This window comes from Sphingobium fontiphilum, assembly GCF_014196635.1.
GTDB lineage: Bacteria > Pseudomonadota > Alphaproteobacteria > Sphingomonadales > Sphingomonadaceae > Sphingobium > Sphingobium fontiphilum.
The window spans coordinates 607,167-623,814 of sequence record NZ_JACIEB010000001.1 but is presented as its reverse complement, the minus strand read 5'-3'; the positions used below and the strand labels follow the sequence as shown (position 1 = coordinate 623,814).

Sequence of the window (16,648 nt, the reverse complement as noted above, 5' to 3'; positions counted from 1 at the left end):
CGAGCGCCGGGGCGATGGAGAGATAAGAGGATGCAGCGCGGAAACCATCCGATCGCGCGCGACGCCATGGCCTATGTGCTGGCGGGCGGGCGGGGCAGTCGCCTCGCCGAACTGACCGACAAGCGCGCAAAGCCCGCTGTCCATTTCGGCGGCAAGGCGCGGATCATCGATTTCGCCCTGTCCAATGCGCTCAATAGCGGCATCCGGCGCATCGGCGTGGCGACCCAGTATAAGGCCCATTCGCTGATCCGCCATTTGCAGCGCGGCTGGAACTTCTTTCGCACCGAACGCAACGAAAGCTTCGACATCTTGCCCGCCAGCCAGCGCGTGTCGGAAAGCCAGTGGTATGAAGGGACGGCCGACGCGGTGTTCCAGAATATCGACATCATCGAAAGCTATGCGCCCGAATATATGGTCATCCTGGCGGGCGACCATGTTTACAAAATGGACTATGAACTCATGCTCCAGCAGCATGTGGATAGTGGCGCGGACGTCACCGTCGGATGCCTGGAGGTGCCACGCGAGGAGGCGAGCGGTTTTGGCGTGATGCATGTCGACGACGCCGACAACATCACCGCTTTCCTTGAAAAGCCGGCCGATCCGCCCGCCATTCCGGGCAATCCCGCGATGGCGCTGGCGTCGATGGGCATTTATGTGTTCCGCACGAAATATCTGATCGAGACATTGCGGCGCGACGCCGCCGACCCGGCGAGCAATCGCGATTTCGGCGGCGACATCATCCCCCATATCGTGCGCCACGGCAAAGCGGTCGCGCACCGTTTTTCGCGCAGTTGCGTGCGGGCGGAGAGCGAGGCCGTGCCCTATTGGCGGGACGTCGGCACCATCGACGCCTATTGGCAGGCAAATATCGACCTGACCGATGTCGTGCCCTCGCTCGACCTGTATGACCGCAGCTGGCCGCTATGGACCTATTCGGAGGTCACGCCGCCCGCCAAGTTCGTGCATAATGAGGATGGACGGCGCGGGGCCGCGACATCGTCGCTGATCGCGGGCGGGTGCATCGTGTCGGGATCGTCGCTGCACCGGAGCCTGCTGTTTTCAGGCGTTCGCACCCATAGCTTCTCGTCCGTCACCGAAAGCATCATCATGCCCGGATGCGAGGTGGGGCGCGGCGCGCGGCTGCATAAATGCGTGGTGGACAGCGGCATAGCGATCCCGCCGGGCCTGATCGTGGGCGAGCATCCCGAAGATGATGCGCTGCGGTTCCGCCGGACGAAGAGCGGCATCTGCCTGATCACGCAGCCGATGATCGATCGGCTGGAGGCGTGACGCGCGCATGAAGTGCCTGGCGGTTGCATCGGAAATCTATCCGCTGGTCAAGACCGGCGGGCTGGCCGATGTGGTGGGGGCATTGCCCGCTGCGCTGGCGGGCGAGGATGTGGTCGTGCGGACGCTGGTTCCCGGCTACCCGGCGATCATCGCGCGGCTGGGCGAGGCGCGGGAAGTCGCGCGATATGATGCGTTGCTGGGCGTGCCTGCGACCGTGCTGGCGGCGCATGTCGCGGGGCATGACCTGCTGGTGCTGGACAGCCCGGCGCTGTTCGCGCGCGAGGGCGGCATTTATGGCGATGCGGCGGGCAAGGACTGGCCCGACAATTGGCGGCGCTTTGCCGCATTGGGCAAGGTCGCGGCCGACCTGGCGGCGGCGGGCGTCGAAGGGTGGCGGTCCGATATCGTCCACGCCCATGACTGGCAGGGGGCGATGGCCATGGCCTATATGCGCTTTGGCCCGGCCGCGCATCTGCCCCGCGTGCTGACCATCCATAATCTCGCCTTTCAAGGGCGGTTCGGGGCGGAGATTTTCGGCTGGCTGGGCCTGCCGCCCGAAAGCTGGGCGATGGACGGGATCGAATATTATGGCGGCGTCGGATTTTTGAAGGCGGGGCTGATTTCGGCCGATGCCATCACCACGGTCAGCCCGACCTATGCCGAGGAAATCCGCAGGCCCGACGATGGCATGGGGCTGGACGGGCTGCTCGACGGGCGGGCGGACCGGCTGCACGGCATATTGAACGGCATCGACACGGATTTGTGGAATCCTGAGGCCGACCCGATGCTGCCCGCGCCCTTTGCCGCGCGCAGACTGGGCGGGCGAATGGCCAGTCGCCGCGCGGTGGAGCAGGCGTTCGGGCTGAAGCGGGATCGCGCGCCGCTGTTCATCGTCATCAGCCGCCTGACCTGGCAAAAGGGCATGGACCTGCTGGTCGAGGAAATGGACGGGATGGTCGCCATGGGCGCGAAGCTGGCGCTGCTGGGGTCGGGCGACGCAGAACTGGAAGCGGCGTTTCTGGAAGCGGCGGACAAGCATCGCGGGCGGGTGGGCGCGCATATCGGCTATGACGAGCCGCTGTCGCACATGATGCAGGCGGGCGGCGACGCGATATTGATCCCGTCGCGCTTCGAGCCGTGCGGGCTGACCCAGCTTTACGGGTTGCGTTACGGCTGCGTGCCGGTGGTGGCGCGGGTCGGCGGGCTGGCCGATACGGTGATCGACGCCAATGAGGCGGCGGTGGCGGCGGGCGTCGCCACGGGCCTGCACTTCGCGCCTGACGACGCCGGGGCGTTGCGCCGGGCGATGGCGCGGGCGGTGGCGCTGCATGGCGATCGGCCGGGCTGGATCACGATGCAGCGCAACGGCATGAAGGCCGATTTTTCCTGGGGGCGGAGCGCGGCGCGCTATGCCGCCCTGTTCGCCGACCTGGTGAAGGCGGCGGGATGAGGGGGGCGGGGCCGCGCCTTTCCGCGACCGGGGCCGATTTTGCCGTTCATGCGCCTGATGCGACCGCCTTGTGGCTGTGCCTGTTCGACGCGGGCGACCATGAGGCGCGGTTGCCGATGGCGCGGGGGGACGATGGGTTATGGCACGTCCATGTCGCGGGCGTGGGGGTGGGGGCGCGTTACGGGCTGCGTGCCGATGGCCCTTATGATCCCGATGCGGGGTATTGGTTCGACCCCGACAAGCTGCTGCTCGACCCCTATGCCACGGCCATCGACCGCGCCTTTGCCTATGATGCCCGGCTGGCCGCGCGGCGGGGGGACGGGGGCGACACCGCGCCTCTCGCGCCCAAGGGGGTGGTGGAAGCGCCATGCGCGCCCGTGCCGCCCGCGCCGCCGGTTTTTGCGCCGGGCGGGCTGATCTACGAGCTTCAGGTGCGGGCCTTCACCATGGCGCACCCGGATATTCCGGCCGAGCAGCGGGGCACCATAAAGGCGCTGGCGCATCCGGCGGTGATCGCCCATTTGCAGGCGCTGCATGTCGGCGCGGTGGAATTGATGCCGGTCAACGCATGGATTGATGAGCGGCATCTGGGGCCGCTGGGCCTCACCAACGCCTGGGGCTATAATCCGGTCAGCTATTTCGCGCTCGACCCGCGCCTCGCGCCGGGGGGCATGGCGGAGTTGCGGGCGAGCGTGGCGGCGCTGCGCGCGGCGGGGATCGGCGTGATCCTGGACGTCGTCTATAACCATGATGGCGAGAGTGACGGGATGGGGCCGACGCTGTCGCTGCGCGGGCTGGATGCGCGATCATATTTCCGGCACGAGCCCGACGGGCGGCTGATCAACGATACCGGCACCGGCAACAGCATTGATTGCAATCATCCGGTGAGCCGCCGGTTGATCCTGGATTCGCTGCGCTGGTTCGTGACGCAGGCGGGGGTGGACGGGTTCCGCTTCGATCTCGCCCCGGCGCTGGGGCGGATGGCCGATGGCTTCGATCCGGCCGCGCCGTTGCTGCGGGAAATGGCGGCGGACCCGGTGCTGGCGGACCGGGTGATGATCGCCGAGCCATGGGACATCGGGCCGGGCGGATACCAGTTGGGGCGGTTCGGGCCGGGATGGCTGGAATGGAATGACCGTTATCGCGACGACATGCGCCGTTTCTGGCGCGGGGACGCGGGGATGATCGGCGCGCTGGCGACGCGGCTGGCGGGATCGTCGGACCTGTTCGGCGGGGACGCGAGGAGCCGCAGCGTCAATTTTCTGGCCGCGCATGACGGCTTCACGCTGGCGGACATGACTGCCTATGCGACCAAGGCCAACCACGCCAATGGCGAGGATAATCGCGACGGGCACGACCATAATTTAAGCTGGAACAATGGCGTGGAGGGGCCGAGCGACGATCCGGCCGTGCTGGCCGCGCGGCGGCGTGACGTCATGGCGTTGCTGTCCACCCTGTTCCTGTCGCGCGGCACGATCATGCTGACGGCGGGGGACGAATTCGGGCGGAGCCAGCGGGGCAACAACAATGCCTATGCGCAGGATAACGGCATCGGCTGGGTCGACTGGGCGGCGCGGGACGAGGCGATCTGGGGTCATGCGCGGGCAATGGCGGCGCTGCGCGCGCGGGTGGCGGGATTGCGGGACGTGGCCTGGCTGACGCCGGAGGCGGCGCTGTGGCTGGACGAGGGCGGCGCGGCGATGCGGGTGGCGCAATGGGAAGAGGCGGAGCGGCGGCGGGTGACGCTCTGGCTGGTCGAGGCCGGGCTAGCGATCTGCGTGAACGGGTCGGGCGAGGATGGCGACTTTGCGACGCCGCTGGGGGCGGTGCGCGTGGCTGCGCGGTCGGTTGAAGTGTTGACCGCAGAGACTTGAAAAGCCACGGAAAAAGCCGCCCGGATGAAAAGCCGTCCGGGCGGTTGAGTGGGTCCGGTCGGCCCGCCCCGCGGCGCCGGGTCCGGTTGATGTTATCGTCCGACGGAGCCGGGCGAAATCGCCGCGACGGGCGGGAATGCTCCCGATGTGGCGATTTGAAGGTACAAAAACAATAACTTATGAACCGGCCCTGCCATGGAATGGCAGTATGGGTTCGCGCCCGGTTGTCCGTGGCACTTTTGTTGTTCCTGCGTCCACGCCCCCGGCGCCGAACGCTCCATTTTATCGGGGTGATGGACTCCCCGTCCCTTGCAAGGCGTCCAACACCGCGCGCAACCCTGACGCTGTATGCGGATCGGACGGGCACGGGCGTAACATTGGGGCGGGGCTGTAGGACAGGGGAATTTTTTGGGGTGGGTTTGACGTTGTGGAGGGCGATCAGGTTGGGGGGTGAGTGGACTGCTACTGTAATCCTGTGTCTGCGAACTCAATTTCGGTGATAGTCGCGGTGGCGCGACCCGGTTCCCACTCATTGGGCACCTTCTTTGCTGAATAGAATTGGCCGGACTCTTGCTGCCATATATAGTTGGGTCGCAGTGGTGTGTTATCATTGCCAAAGCTAGACGAAGTTACCAAGACGGGATAGTATTCTTCCTCAGCAATAGGGTTGCCATCCTTATCCTGAAAAACAACGCGAACAGTGACTTTGTTGAGGGTACGATTGCCGTTATTTTTGATTTTGAACTCGACGCCGGGAATGCGGCCGTCCAGCATACTATCGAAATATCGTGCACTAAGATCATAGACCTTGAGGCTCTTTGCAATGTAGTCAGCTTGCTCGCGGCTGGCCTGTACTGCCTGAGCGTCCACCGAAGTTGCAGCAGGGTTAGTCGGGTTCATGCTATCGACTCCAGCTACCTCAGCCGATTTCTCGCTTACCAGTTGGGCCAACTCATATGCTGGAACTACGATCATGAGTGCAGTAGAAACCGCGGCTATCTTCGTTGCGCTGCTGTCAGGACGCTCCAAGATGCCAATTTCCTCTGCTTTGCGAGCCTGAATCCCCGCATAAATTGTCGCGGCGGCCCCTGCTGCAAGAACGAGCCAGCCCCACTGAAGTTGGACGCCTCCCATTGCCGTTTCGGCGATTCCAGCGAATGGGTTGTCTTTTAGTTCGTCCAGTCTGCTCCGCATTTCCGCAATGTGCCATTGGAGCATCCCAAAGCGGTAGGCCAGCATGACGGCGATAGCTGCGCCGGGGAAGATAACATCGCGCTCATTGGACCGGAATGCCAAGACAAGCACGATGATCGCGAGCGCCATGACGGAAAGAGCGAACCAGTTCGTGCCCCCGCCCATTAGGTTCATTGTGCCAACAACCGGCAATGTCGCTATGGGTAGAAACAATCCCAGAGCGACAAGCCCGCCACCCGCTAAAGCGACATTCTTGTTCGTCATTTAACAGCCCCTTGTTGGAAACCTCCTAAGGTGGGGATGTTTGCCTCAATCTGGCTGGCAATGTCAAAGTAGGTCGCCTCAATCGCAGGGGATTCCGGTGACAGGGGCGGACGCAGGATTGCCACAGAGGGAGCTGCACTCTTTTTCTCCACCGGCCTAGGCGGTTTTGGAATGAGGGAAGCTGGACCCCGGCTCAGAGCCGGGGTGACGATTTGGGAGAGGTGTTGCTGGAGGGCTTACGCCTCTGTCGCTTCCTCGCCGCCTTCGCCCACCGCTTCCTCTTCGCTTTCCTCGATGCGGGCGGCGCTGACGACATGTTCGTTGTCGGCTACGTTGAAGAGGCGGACGCCCGCCGAGCCGCGGCCGATGACGCGCAGGGACGAAAGGCCCATGCGGATCAGTTTCGCCTGGTCGGTGACGAGCATCAACTGGTCGGCCTGGGTCGCGGGGAAGCTGGCGACGACGGGGCCGTTGCGAGCGATATTGTCGATATTGGTGATGCCCTGGCCGCCGCGCCCGGTGCGGCGATATTCATAGGCCGATGACAGCTTGCCATAGCCGTTGGCGCAGACGGTGAGGATGAACTGTTCGCGCTCCTTCATCAGCGCGAACATGGCCTGATCCTGCATTTCCCCGTCCTTTTCAGGCTTCCACGGGGCATAGCGCAGATATTCCTCGCGCTGGTCCTGATCGGCGCCGGAGCGGTGGAGGATGGAGAGGGAGATGACTTCGTCGGTGTCGGCCAGCTTCATGCCGCGCACGCCGGTGGAGTTGCGGCTCTGGAATTCGCGGACATCCTCCGCCTGGAAACGGATCGCCTTGCCGTTGCGGGTGGCGAGCAGCACGTCGTCGCGCTCGTCGAGCAGGGCGACGCCGATCAGCCGGTCATCCTCATCCTCGCCCTCGAACTTCATCGCGATCTTGCCGTTGCTGGGCACATTGGCGAAGGCGTCCATGGAGTTGCGGCGGACATTGCCCTTTGCGGTGGCGAACATGACGTGCAGCTTGGCCCATTCGGCCTCATCCTCCGGCAGGGGGAGGACGGTGGAGATGGTTTCGCCCGGGCCGAGCGGCAGCAGGTTGACCATCGGCCGCCCGCGCGTCGCCGGGCCGCCTTCGGGCAGGCGCCAGACCTTCATGCGATAGACCTTGCCCGCGGTCGAGAAGAAGAGGACCGGCGTGTGGGTGGAGGTGACGAAGAGTTCGGTGACGGCGTCCTTATCCTTGGTCGCCATGCCGCTGCGGCCCTTGCCCCCGCGCGCCTGCGCCCGGAAGGTATCGAGCGGGGTGCGCTTGATATAGCCCTGCATGGTGACGGTGACGACCATCTCCTCGCGCTCGATCAGATCCTCATCCTCGATCCCGTCGGCGGCGGCGGTGATTTCGGAGACGCGCGGGGTGGCGAAGTCGCGCTCGATCGCCTCGAACTCCTCGCGCATGACGGCGCAGAGTTTGGCGCGGTCGGAGAGGATGGCGAGATATTCGGCGATGGCGGCGGCCAGTTCCGCCAGTTCCTTGCCGATTTCGTCGCGGCCAAGGGCGGTGAGGCGATGCAGGCGCAGGTCGAGGATGGCGCGCACCTGAATGTCGGTCAGGCGATAGGTGTCGCCGGAGACGTCCGTTTCGATCGCTTCGACAAGGCGCAGATAGGGGGCGATTTCCGCCACCGGCCAGTCGATGGCGAGCAGTGCCTCGCGCGCCTGCGCGGGACTGGAGGAACCGCGGATGATGCGGACGACTTCATCGAGGTTGGTGACCGCGATGACCAGGCCAAGCAGGATATGGGCGCGGTCGCGCGCCTTGTTCAGCTCGAACTTGGTGCGGCGGGTGATGACTTCCTCGCGGAAGCGGATGAACGCCTCGATAATGTCGCGCAGGCCCAGCGTTTCGGGGCGGCCGCCGCGAATGGCGAGCATGTTGGCGGGGAAGCTGCACTGGGCAGGGGTGTTGCGCCAGAGCTGGTTGAGCACGACCTCTTCTTGAGCGTCACGCCTGAGGTCGATGACGATCCGAACACCTTCGCGGCTGGATTCGTCGCGAATATCGACGACTCCCTCAATGCCCCGTTTCCGAACGTCTGGGTCTTTATCTCTGGCGTTCTTGGCGGCTTCGGCGATCTTTTCAACGAGGCCGTTCTTGCCGACCTGATAGGGGATGGCGGTGAGCACGATGGAGCGGCGCACCTCGCTGCCTCGGCCGCGTCCTTCCTCGATCTCATGCCGGGCGCGCATCATGATGGAGCCGCGCCCGGTGTGATAGGCGGCGCGGGCGCCCGACTGGCCCAGGATCAGCGGGGCGGTGGGGAAATCGGGGCCGGGGACGATCTGGATCAGTTCGTCGGTGCTGATGCCGGGATTGTCGATATAGGCGAGGCAGGCGCGGATGACTTCGCCCAGATTATGCGGCGGGATGTTGGTCGCCATGCCGACCGCGATGCCGCCCGCGCCGTTGACCAGCAGATTGGGGAAGCGCGCCGGCAGCACCTGCGGCTCGCTTTCCGAGGCGTCGTAATTGGGCTGGAAATCGACCGTGTCCTTGTCGAGATCGTCGAGCAGGGCGTTGGTCACCTTGGCGAGGCGCGCTTCGGTATACCGCATGGCGGCAGGCGGATCGGGGTCCATCGAGCCGAAATTGCCCTGGCCGTCGATCAGCGGCACGCGCATGGCCCAGTCCTGCGTCATCCGCGCCAGAGCGTCGTAGATCGAACTGTCGCCATGCGGATGATATTTACCGATCACTTCGCCGACGATGCGGGCCGACTTGCGATAGGGCTTGTTGTAGGTGAAGCCGCTCTCATTGGCCGAGAACAGGATGCGGCGGTGCACCGGCTTCAGCCCGTCGCGCACGTCGGGCAGGGCGCGCGCGACGATGACCGACATCGCATAGTCGAGATAGCTGGCCTTCATCTCCTCGACGATGGAAATGGGGCTGATGTCCGAGGGGTCGGCGAGGGCGGTCTCGTCGGTCAATGCGACTCTCTTTTCGGGTGGGATGGGGTATGGCCAACGGCTCTAGCCGAGCGAAACAAATCTGTCACCCCTCGCGCGCTCGCGCGCGTGCGCGTGCGCGCGGAAGTTTTAGAGCCGCTATGGAGCGTTGAACGGCGTCGACCGTTAAATGCGTGAGAGTCCAGCGCATCATGGTTGCATTGGCCATCATTTTAGGCTTGTTCAAAGCCCGTTCACGCACCGGCCCCTAACCGGTGCATCGGCAGAGAGGTCGCCTGTGTGCCGCACGGGCTGCAAAGGAGTAGAGGATCATGCGTTTTGTTACCCCCGTGGCGCTCGCGCTGGCTTTGGCGCTGACCGGCGGCGTCGTTGCCGCCCCCGCCATGGCCGCGAAGGAAAAGAAGCAGTCCGGGCCGAAGCTGAATGTGTCGCCCGAGGTCATCAAGGCGTTGCAGGCCGCGCAGGCGGCGATGGAGAAGCAGGATTTCGCAGCGGCGAAGGCGTCGCTGGCCGAGGCCGACGGGCTGTCGAAGTCGAATGACGACAAATATCAGGTTGGCGCGATCAAGCTGAACCTGTCGATCACCAGCAAGGACGGCGCGCTGCAGGGCGAGGCGCTGGCGCAGATGCTGGACAGCGGCCTGACCCCCGCCGAAAATCTGGCGCAGTTCAACGAAATCGCCGCCAATGGCGCTTTCCAGGCGAAGGAATACGACCTGGCCATCCAGCGCGCGCAGGCGGCGTTGCAGGCGGGCGCCAAGCCCGAATCCGTGCAGGTGACAATCGCCCAGGCCTATTTCGGCAAGGCGGGGACCGCCAACGCCGCGGTCGAGCCGGCGCGCGGTTTCAACCAGCAGGGCCTGGCCGCGCTGAAGACCGCCGCTGACGCGCTGAAGGCCGGCGGCCAGCCGGTGCCCGCGCAATGGTATCAGATCGGCGTCAGCCGCGCCGCCGCCGCCAAGCTGCCCGAAGTCGCCGAATGGGCGAAGCTGGCCTATGCCGCCGAACCCAGCGGCGAAAATCTGCGCACGCTGATCCGCCTGTTCCTGCAGGCCAACCCGACGCTGAGCAATCGCGAGAACCTGGACGTTTACCGCCTGATGTCGGCTTCGGGCGGCCTGAAAGTGGCCGGCGATTTCATGGAATATGCGGAAATGGCCTCGAAGACCGGCAGTTATGGCGAGGTCAAGTCGGCGATTGATGCCGGTCGCGCCGAGGGCAAGATGAGCGCCACGCAGATGGCCGATTTTTATCAGATCGCGGTGGACAAGATCGGCCCGGACAAGGCGTCGCTGCCCAGCGGCGAGGCCGATGCGGCCAAGGCCGCGAACGGCAAGATCGCCGCTTCGGTCGGCGACGCTTATCTGGGCTACGCCAATTACGCCAAGGCCACCGCGATGTTTGAACTGGCCAAGCAGAAGGGCGGCGTCGACATGGACGAAACCAACCTGCGCCTGGGCATCGCCAAGACGCTGGGCGGCGATATGGCGGGCGCCAAGGCGGCTTTCACCGCGGTTCAGACGGGCGCGCGCAAGCAGGTGGCGGAACTGTGGCTGACCTATCTGGCTAGCAAGGGGGCCTGAGCGACCCTATAAGATTGCACGGCGGGGCGCGGGTGCGCTCCGCCGTCGTTGATTCCGGATGGTCGGGGGAGGCAGTTTTTCCATGCGTCGCGTTTGTGGCTCCGCCAGCTTTGCATTGGCTGTTTCCATCGGCCTGATGGTCTCGCCCCCTGCGCAGGCGCGCAAGAAGATCGACGCGGGGCCGCCGGTGGCGCTGACCGACGGTTTCCGGGCGAACGTGGCGGCCGTGCGCGCCGCCTTTGCGGCAGGCGACCTGGTGTCGGCGCAGGCGCGCATCGGCGGGTTGATGCCGACCAGCGACCTGGAGAATTATATCGCCGCCGGGCTGCGGTTCGAGGCCGCGTCGAAGCGCGGCGACGTGCAGGCGCAGCGGATCGCGCTGACCGACATGTTCAAGACGCAGTCGGTGCCGCCTGCGGAAGCCCCCCGGTTGCGCTATATGGCTGGTCTCTATTCCTATTATGTCGGCAATAATGACGACGCCATCGCGCAGCTCAACTATGCGCGCTCGCTGGGCTATGACGGGGTCGACGCGACGCTGTTGATGGCCGACATATTGCTGCGCAAGCGCAAGCCCAAGGAGGCGCGGCCGCTGGTCGAGCAGGCGCTGGCGACCTATCGCGCGGCGGGCAGGCCGATCCCGGCCCCCTGGTATGACAAGGCGATTTCGCTGGCGATGCAGGGCGGCGACTGGGCCGCCGTCAGCCAGCTATATGGCGAGCGCCTGTCGGTCTATCCCTCCACGCCCAACTGGCGGTCGGCACTGGCGAACATCATGGATGAGCCGAAGCTGGATCCGCAGGTGCAACTGGACATCTATCGGTTGCAGGCGGCGGTGGGGGCGATGGCGAGCGAGCGCGACTATCAGAATTACGCGACGCTGGCGAACGGCGCGGGCGCCAGCGCGGAGGCCCAGACGGTGATCGCGGCCGGCCGGGCGGCGGGCAAGTTGCCGGTGACGCAGGCGGCGACGGCGAAGCTGTTGCTGACGGCGGCGCCCAAGGCGAAGAAGGACATCGCCGCCTTGCCCGCGCTGGCGAAGAAGGCGGGCGCGGCGAAGGATGGCGCGGCCGCGCTGGCCGTGGCCGACAGCTATTACAGCATGGCGCAATATGCGCAGGCGGCGGACTATTATCGCATGGCGGCCAGCAAGGGCGGGGTGGACGCGGGGCGCGTCAACACCCGTCTGGGCATCGCGCTGGCGCGGTCGGGCGACTATGCTGGCGGCGGCCAGGCGCTGGCGCAGGTAACGAGCGGCGCATGGGGCAATGTCGCCGGCCTGTGGCGTTTGTGGGTCAGCCAGCGGGCCGGGCAATCGGCCGGTGCGGCTCCGGCGGGTGGGCCAGCCGGGGCATCCTGACCGGCGGATGGCGCGATGCGCGCTTTCCGTAACGAAAATCATGGTTAGCGCGTTTGTAATCATGTCGCCATCGGGCTTATGATCCGGCGTCCAGCGTCCTGTCGGTCGCTGGCGCGGGGGAAGAGGCGATGGCGGCGATTGCGATCTTCAATTCCAAGGGTGGCGTCGGCAAGACGACGATCGCCATCCAGCTGGCGAGCGAGGCGGCGGCCAGCGGACATAATGTGCTGTTGTGGGAGGTCGATGAAGGCGCCGACAGCAGCTGGATATTGTCGCGCGGGGAGGGCGTGGAGCGGCCCGATCTGGATGCGGTCGCCGACGCGCGGCGCGCCCTGGCCGATTTCGTCCGGCCCAGTGCTATCCCCGGCGTCAGCCTGATCGCGGGCGACCCCAATATGCGGCGGTCGGACAATTTTCTGGCGCGCTTGTGGCAGGAGCGCAGGCAGGCGCACTGGCTGCACCGGCTGAACGAGGCCTATGACATCATCCTGATCGACTGCGCCCCCGGTTTCAGCGAGGCGAACCGCAAGATCATGTTGCTCGCCGACCTGATCGTCGTGCCCACCGTTCCGTCGGCGCTGTCGATGCGCGGGCTGCTGCGCGTTCGCCATTTCCTGACCCGGCACAGGGATGGCCGGCATCCGCCGATGCTGCCGGTCTTTTCGATGGTGGACCGCCGCCGCAGCCTGCACAAGGCGGCGCTGGCGAAATATCCCGCCTGGCCGACCATTCCCATGGCCAGCCTGATCGAGCAGATGGCCGAGCGGCGCGCGCCGTTGACCGCGTTCGCGGCGGGCAGTGCGGCGCGGGAAGGCTTTCGCATCCTGTGGGCGGGCATCGAGCGGAAATTGCGTCATATGGGGCTGGTTGAACCGGTCGTGCAGCGGGCGGCGGCGGAGGGCCTTCCCAACGTGGCCGTCGCCGTCTGACCCGGCCGACCCCCTTGCCCTGACGCGCCGGTCGATGTAGAGGCCGCTCCGGCTCTTTTTCCAGATAGTTCAGACAGGCAGGATCGCGATGAAGATCAGCGGCGTGGACATTCGTCCCGGCAACAATATCGAATATGAAGGCGGCCTGTGGCGCGCTGTCAAGATTCAGCACACCCAGCCCGGCAAGGGCGGCGCCTATATGCAGGTGGAGCTGAAGAACCTGATCGACGGGCGCAAGAACAATGTCCGTTTCCGTTCCGCCGAAAGCGTCGAGCGCATCCGCCTGGACACCAAGGATTTCCAGTATCTCTACGCCGAAGGCGACATGCTGGTGTTCATGGACACCGAAACCTATGAACAGATCAACCTGCCGCAGGATCTGGTTGGCGATGCCGCCGCTTTCCTGCAGGATGGCATGATGGTGATGCTGGAAATGTATGAGGAGCGGCCGATTTCGGTGCAGCTGCCCGAAACCGTCGAGGCGACCGTGGTGGAAGCCGACGCGGTGGTGAAGGGACAGACGGCGTCGGCCAGTTACAAGCCCGCCATCCTCGACAATGGCGTGCGCGTGATGGTGCCGCCCCATATCGTGACGGGCACGCGCATCGTCGTTGATGTGTATGAACGCGAATATGTGAAGCGAGCAGACTGATGGGACGCATCGGGGCAATGGCCGGGATCATTTCGATCGGCCTTGCGCCGATGGCGGTTCATGCACAGGTCGCGCCCAGGGGCGCGCCGACCAAGGCGCAGATCGACAGCGCGGCCCATGTGCTGCGCGTCATCACCAGCGCCTTTCAGTCCAATGAGGTGGGCCAGCCGGTCAAGAACGCCCTGTTCGAATGCCTTTACGCCAATCCGGTGTCGAAGGTGAGCGAGGCGACCGAAAGGGTGATCGCCGCCAATGCGGGCAAGGTGGATCGCAAGGACGCCTCGCAGATGCTGGCGGTGATCGCGGGCGTGTGCGGATACCGCCCCGGTCCGGCGGGCCCGGCCGCCAAGCCCGCCCCGAAGAAATAAGCAGGAAGACCGCCCGGCAAGGCGCGGTGGAGAACAGACATGGTATCGCATTCGGGCCTTCTGACCGTGATGGAGCGCGCCGCGCGCAAGGCGGGCGGCAAGCTGCGCCGCGATTTCGGCGAGGTCGAAAATTTGCAGGTCAGCCGCAAGGGCCCCGCCGATTTCGTGTCCAAGGCGGACCAGCAGGCCGAACGCACGCTGGTCGAGGAATTGCAGAAGGCGCGGCCCGACTGGGGGTTCCTGCTGGAAGAGGGCGGCGTGATCGAGGGCGACCCGACCAAGCCGCGCTGGATCATCGACCCGCTCGACGGCACCACCAATTTCTTGCACGGCATCCCGCATTTCGCCATCTCCATCGCGGTGGAGGAGCCGCTTTATGGCGGCAGCAAGCGCGAAGTGACGACGGGCCTCATCTATCAGCCGGTGACCGACGAAAGCTACTGGGCGGAAAAGAGCCGGGGCGCATGGCGGCATGACCAGCGATTGCGCGTGTCGGCGCGGCGCGATCTCGCCGATTGCGTGATCGCCACCGGCATTCCGTTCATGGGCCATGGCGATTTTGCCCAGTGGACCCGCATTTTCGGCGCGGTCGCCCCTTCGGTCGCGGGCATCCGCCGTTTCGGCGCGGCCTCGCTCGACCTCGCCCATGTCGCGTCGGGCCGCTATGACGGTTTCTGGGAAAGCGCCCTGCATCCCTGGGACGTGGCGGCCGGCATGTTGCTGGTGCGCGAGGCGGGCGGATTCGTGTCCGACTTTCGCGGCGGCGACCAGCCGATCGAACGGCGCGAAATCATCGCCGGGAACGACGCCATCCACAGCAAGTTGCACAAGCTGGTGGCGGGCGCGCTGCGCTGATCCGTTGAAACCCCATGTCGTTCAGCGACCTGGCGTTTCTTGCGAATCATTCTCACCGCTTCGGCCCCTTGCTTCGCACATGCAGCGGGCCTAAAGCGCGGCCATAACCATTTTCGCCAAGGGGACTCCGTTGGTCGATCTTGCCCAATATCTGCCGATCCTGATCTTTCTGGGGATCGCATTGCTGCTTTCGAGCGCGTTCGTGTTTCTGCCGATGCTGGTCGGCCGCCTGACGGGAACGCACAAGCCGGACGCGGCCAAGCTGTCCGAATATGAATGCGGTTTCCCCGCGTTCGAGGAGCCGCGCAGCCAGTTCGACGTGCGATTCTATCTGGTCGCCATCCTGTTCATCATCTTCGATCTGGAAGCGGCGTTCCTGTTCCCCTGGTCGGTGAGCCTGGGTGAAATCGGCTGGGCCGGATGGGCGACGATGATGATCTTCATAGCGGAGCTGGTGCTTGGCCTTGTCTATGCGTGGAAGAAGGGAGCCCTCGATTGGGAGTAGAACTTGACCGTCCCATCCCCGGCACCATGCCGCCGGTGGGAACGCAGCCCGACCAGGATTTCTTCAACGCGCTGAATGCCGAAGTCGGCGACAAGGGTTTCCTTGTCACGTCGACCGAGGAACTGTTCCAGTGGGCGCGCACCGGTTCGCTGTGGTGGATGACCTTCGGCCTCGCCTGCTGCGCGGTCGAGATGATCCATGTGAACATGCCGCGTTACGACATGGAGCGTTTCGGCGTCGCGCCGCGCGCATCCCCGCGCCAGAGCGACGTGATGATCGTCGCGGGCACGTTGTGCAACAAGATGGCGCCCGCGTTGCGGAAGGTTTACGACCAGATGTCGGAACCGAAATATGTCATTTCCATGGGGTCCTGCGCCAATGGCGGGGGCTATTATCATTACAGCTATTCGGTCGTGCGCGGATGCGACCGGATCGTGCCCGTGGACATTTATGTTCCCGGCTGCCCGCCGACTGCCGAAGCGCTGCTCTATGGCGTGATGCAGTTGCAGCGGAAGATCCGCCGCATCGGCACGTTCGAGCGTTGAGGGGCTGGCGCTGATCATGGGTCATTCTGCACCGAAAATCGCGATGATCGACGGGATCGCGCAGGAAATCGCGGCGCTGCTGGGCGATATGCTGATCGAGACTGTCGACCATGCCGACGAGCTGAGCTTCACCGTGGTCCGCGAAAAGCTGGCCGAGGCGATGGTGGCGCTGCGCGATGGCGCGCAGTATCAGCAGTTGATGGAGATCGCGGGCGTCGATTATCCCGACCGGCCCGAACGGTTCGAGGTCTGCTATCACCTGTTGAGCGTCACCCGCAACCACCGCGTCCGCGTGAAGGTGTCGACCGACGAGGATTTGCCGGTGCCGACCGTCACGCACATCTGGCCGGTCGCGGGCTGGCTGGAGCGCGAAGTGTTCGACATGTATGGCGTGGTGTTCGAAGGGAATACCGACCTGCGCCGCATCCTGACCGATTACGGGTTCAAGGGGCATCCGCAGCGCAAGGACTTCCCGCTGACCGGCTTTGTCGAGCTGCGCTATTCCGAGGAGGACAAGCGCGTCGTTTATGAGCCGGTGAAACTGGCGCAGGATTTCCGCAGCTTCGACTTCATGTCGCCGTGGGAAGGGGCGGACTATATCCTGCCCGGCGATGAAAAGGCCCATGGCGAAGCGCCCGGCGCGCCGACCCCGCCGCCGGTCGCGACGCCCAAGGTCACGGAAAAGCCGTCCGATACCGGGGCAGGGGCTGCGGCCAATGCCGAAGCGGTCAAGAAGTCGGACGATGCGCCGGTCAAGCCGGAGGGCAAGATATGAACCATATCACCACCTCCGTCATCCCGGCGAAAGCCGGGATCCCGCTTTTCTCCTGC

The 16,648-nt window shown here is 65.0% G+C and carries 14 protein-coding genes; 12 read left to right on the top strand and 2 right to left on the bottom strand.

Annotation, left to right across the window (positions count from 1 at the left end; genetic code table 11):
- The first annotated feature begins 30 nt into the window (after positions 1-30).
- Genes glgC through glgX form a run of 3 tightly spaced genes read left to right on the top strand, consistent with a single transcriptional unit; the run spans position 31 to position 4,614 of the window.
- Positions 31-1,290 (top strand): glucose-1-phosphate adenylyltransferase, encoded by a 1,260-nt coding sequence (gene glgC / locus GGR44_RS02835; protein WP_183953904.1) that lies wholly within the window; start codon positions 31-33, stop codon positions 1,288-1,290.
- Between the two features lie 7 nt (positions 1,291-1,297).
- Complete coding sequence (glgA, locus tag GGR44_RS02830) at positions 1,298-2,740, top strand: glycogen synthase GlgA (RefSeq protein WP_183953903.1); 1,443 nt, start codon at positions 1,298-1,300, stop codon at positions 2,738-2,740.
- Positions 2,737-4,614, top strand: a complete 1,878-nt coding sequence (glgX, locus tag GGR44_RS02825; protein ID WP_183953902.1) for a glycogen debranching protein GlgX — start codon at positions 2,737-2,739, stop codon at positions 4,612-4,614. Before glgA ends, glgX begins: the two co-directional genes overlap by 4 nt.
- 462 nt (positions 4,615-5,076) lie before the next feature.
- On the opposite strand, the gene GGR44_RS02820 is transcribed toward glgX, so the two are convergent.
- Both GGR44_RS02820 and gyrA read right to left on the bottom strand, forming a co-directional pair.
- Positions 5,077-6,072 carry a hypothetical protein gene (locus tag GGR44_RS02820; RefSeq protein ID WP_183953901.1) on the bottom strand — a complete coding sequence of 332 codons (996 nt, stop codon included), beginning with the start codon at positions 6,070-6,072 and terminating at the stop codon, positions 5,077-5,079.
- A 236-nt stretch (positions 6,073-6,308) separates the two neighbouring features.
- The gene (gene gyrA, locus GGR44_RS02815) at positions 6,309-9,041 is read right to left on the bottom strand and encodes a DNA gyrase subunit A (RefSeq protein WP_183953900.1); all 2,733 of its coding nucleotides are present in this window, start codon (positions 9,039-9,041) and stop codon (positions 6,309-6,311) included.
- A 290-nt stretch (positions 9,042-9,331) separates the two neighbouring features.
- Between gyrA and GGR44_RS02810 the strand changes: the two genes are divergently transcribed.
- From GGR44_RS02810 to GGR44_RS02770, 9 genes are all read left to right on the top strand, one after another.
- The gene (locus tag GGR44_RS02810) at positions 9,332-10,603 is read left to right on the top strand and encodes a hypothetical protein (protein ID WP_183953899.1); all 1,272 of its coding nucleotides are present in this window, start codon (positions 9,332-9,334) and stop codon (positions 10,601-10,603) included.
- Between the two features lie 82 nt (positions 10,604-10,685).
- Complete coding sequence (locus GGR44_RS02805; protein WP_183953898.1) at positions 10,686-11,963, top strand: tetratricopeptide repeat protein; 1,278 nt, start codon at positions 10,686-10,688, stop codon at positions 11,961-11,963.
- A 128-nt stretch (positions 11,964-12,091) separates the two neighbouring features.
- Entirely contained in the window at positions 12,092-12,892 is an 801-nt protein-coding gene (locus GGR44_RS02800; protein ID WP_183953897.1) for a ParA family protein, read from the top strand.
- Between the two features lie 88 nt (positions 12,893-12,980).
- A complete protein-coding gene (gene efp / locus GGR44_RS02795; RefSeq protein WP_183953896.1) occupies positions 12,981-13,544 on the top strand; it encodes an elongation factor P in 564 nt (187 codons plus the stop codon).
- Between the two features lie 17 nt (positions 13,545-13,561).
- On the top strand, positions 13,562-13,912 hold the full coding sequence (locus GGR44_RS02790) for a hypothetical protein (RefSeq protein WP_246344275.1): 351 nt from the start codon (positions 13,562-13,564) through the stop codon (positions 13,910-13,912).
- A 39-nt stretch (positions 13,913-13,951) separates the two neighbouring features.
- Positions 13,952-14,767 carry an inositol monophosphatase family protein gene (locus GGR44_RS02785; RefSeq protein WP_183953894.1) on the top strand — a complete coding sequence of 272 codons (816 nt, stop codon included), beginning with the start codon at positions 13,952-13,954 and terminating at the stop codon, positions 14,765-14,767.
- A 130-nt stretch (positions 14,768-14,897) separates the two neighbouring features.
- The gene (locus tag GGR44_RS02780; RefSeq protein ID WP_183953893.1) at positions 14,898-15,272 is read left to right on the top strand and encodes an NADH-quinone oxidoreductase subunit A; all 375 of its coding nucleotides are present in this window, start codon (positions 14,898-14,900) and stop codon (positions 15,270-15,272) included.
- Positions 15,263-15,817 (top strand): NuoB/complex I 20 kDa subunit family protein, encoded by a 555-nt coding sequence (locus GGR44_RS02775; RefSeq protein WP_425511290.1) that lies wholly within the window; start codon positions 15,263-15,265, stop codon positions 15,815-15,817. The genes GGR44_RS02780 and GGR44_RS02775 overlap by 10 nt, the downstream gene beginning before the upstream one ends.
- Positions 15,818-15,833: 16 nt before the next feature.
- A complete protein-coding gene (locus GGR44_RS02770) occupies positions 15,834-16,592 on the top strand; it encodes an NADH-quinone oxidoreductase subunit C (RefSeq protein WP_183953892.1) in 759 nt (252 codons plus the stop codon).
- Positions 16,593-16,648: the final 56 nt, after the last annotated feature.

What these genes read in the sequence shown, in the direction of transcription:
- glgC (WP_183953904.1), top strand. Translation starts at nt 31, where the DNA reads ATGCAGCGCGGAAACCATCCGATCGCGCGCGACGCCATGGCCTATGTG.
- glgA (WP_183953903.1), top strand. Translation starts at nt 1,298, where the DNA reads ATGAAGTGCCTGGCGGTTGCATCGGAAATCTATCCGCTGGTCAAGACC.
- glgX (WP_183953902.1), top strand. Translation starts at nt 2,737, where the DNA reads ATGAGGGGGGCGGGGCCGCGCCTTTCCGCGACCGGGGCCGATTTTGCC.
- GGR44_RS02820 (WP_183953901.1), bottom strand. Translation starts at nt 6,072, where the DNA reads ATGACGAACAAGAATGTCGCTTTAGCGGGTGGCGGGCTTGTCGCTCTG.
- GGR44_RS02810 (WP_183953899.1), top strand. Translation starts at nt 9,332, where the DNA reads ATGCGTTTTGTTACCCCCGTGGCGCTCGCGCTGGCTTTGGCGCTGACC.
- GGR44_RS02805 (WP_183953898.1), top strand. Translation starts at nt 10,686, where the DNA reads ATGCGTCGCGTTTGTGGCTCCGCCAGCTTTGCATTGGCTGTTTCCATC.
- GGR44_RS02800 (WP_183953897.1), top strand. Translation starts at nt 12,092, where the DNA reads ATGGCGGCGATTGCGATCTTCAATTCCAAGGGTGGCGTCGGCAAGACG.
- efp (WP_183953896.1), top strand. Translation starts at nt 12,981, where the DNA reads ATGAAGATCAGCGGCGTGGACATTCGTCCCGGCAACAATATCGAATAT.
- GGR44_RS02790 (WP_246344275.1), top strand. Translation starts at nt 13,562, where the DNA reads ATGGCCGGGATCATTTCGATCGGCCTTGCGCCGATGGCGGTTCATGCA.
- GGR44_RS02785 (WP_183953894.1), top strand. Translation starts at nt 13,952, where the DNA reads ATGGTATCGCATTCGGGCCTTCTGACCGTGATGGAGCGCGCCGCGCGC.
- GGR44_RS02770 (WP_183953892.1), top strand. Translation starts at nt 15,834, where the DNA reads ATGGGTCATTCTGCACCGAAAATCGCGATGATCGACGGGATCGCGCAG.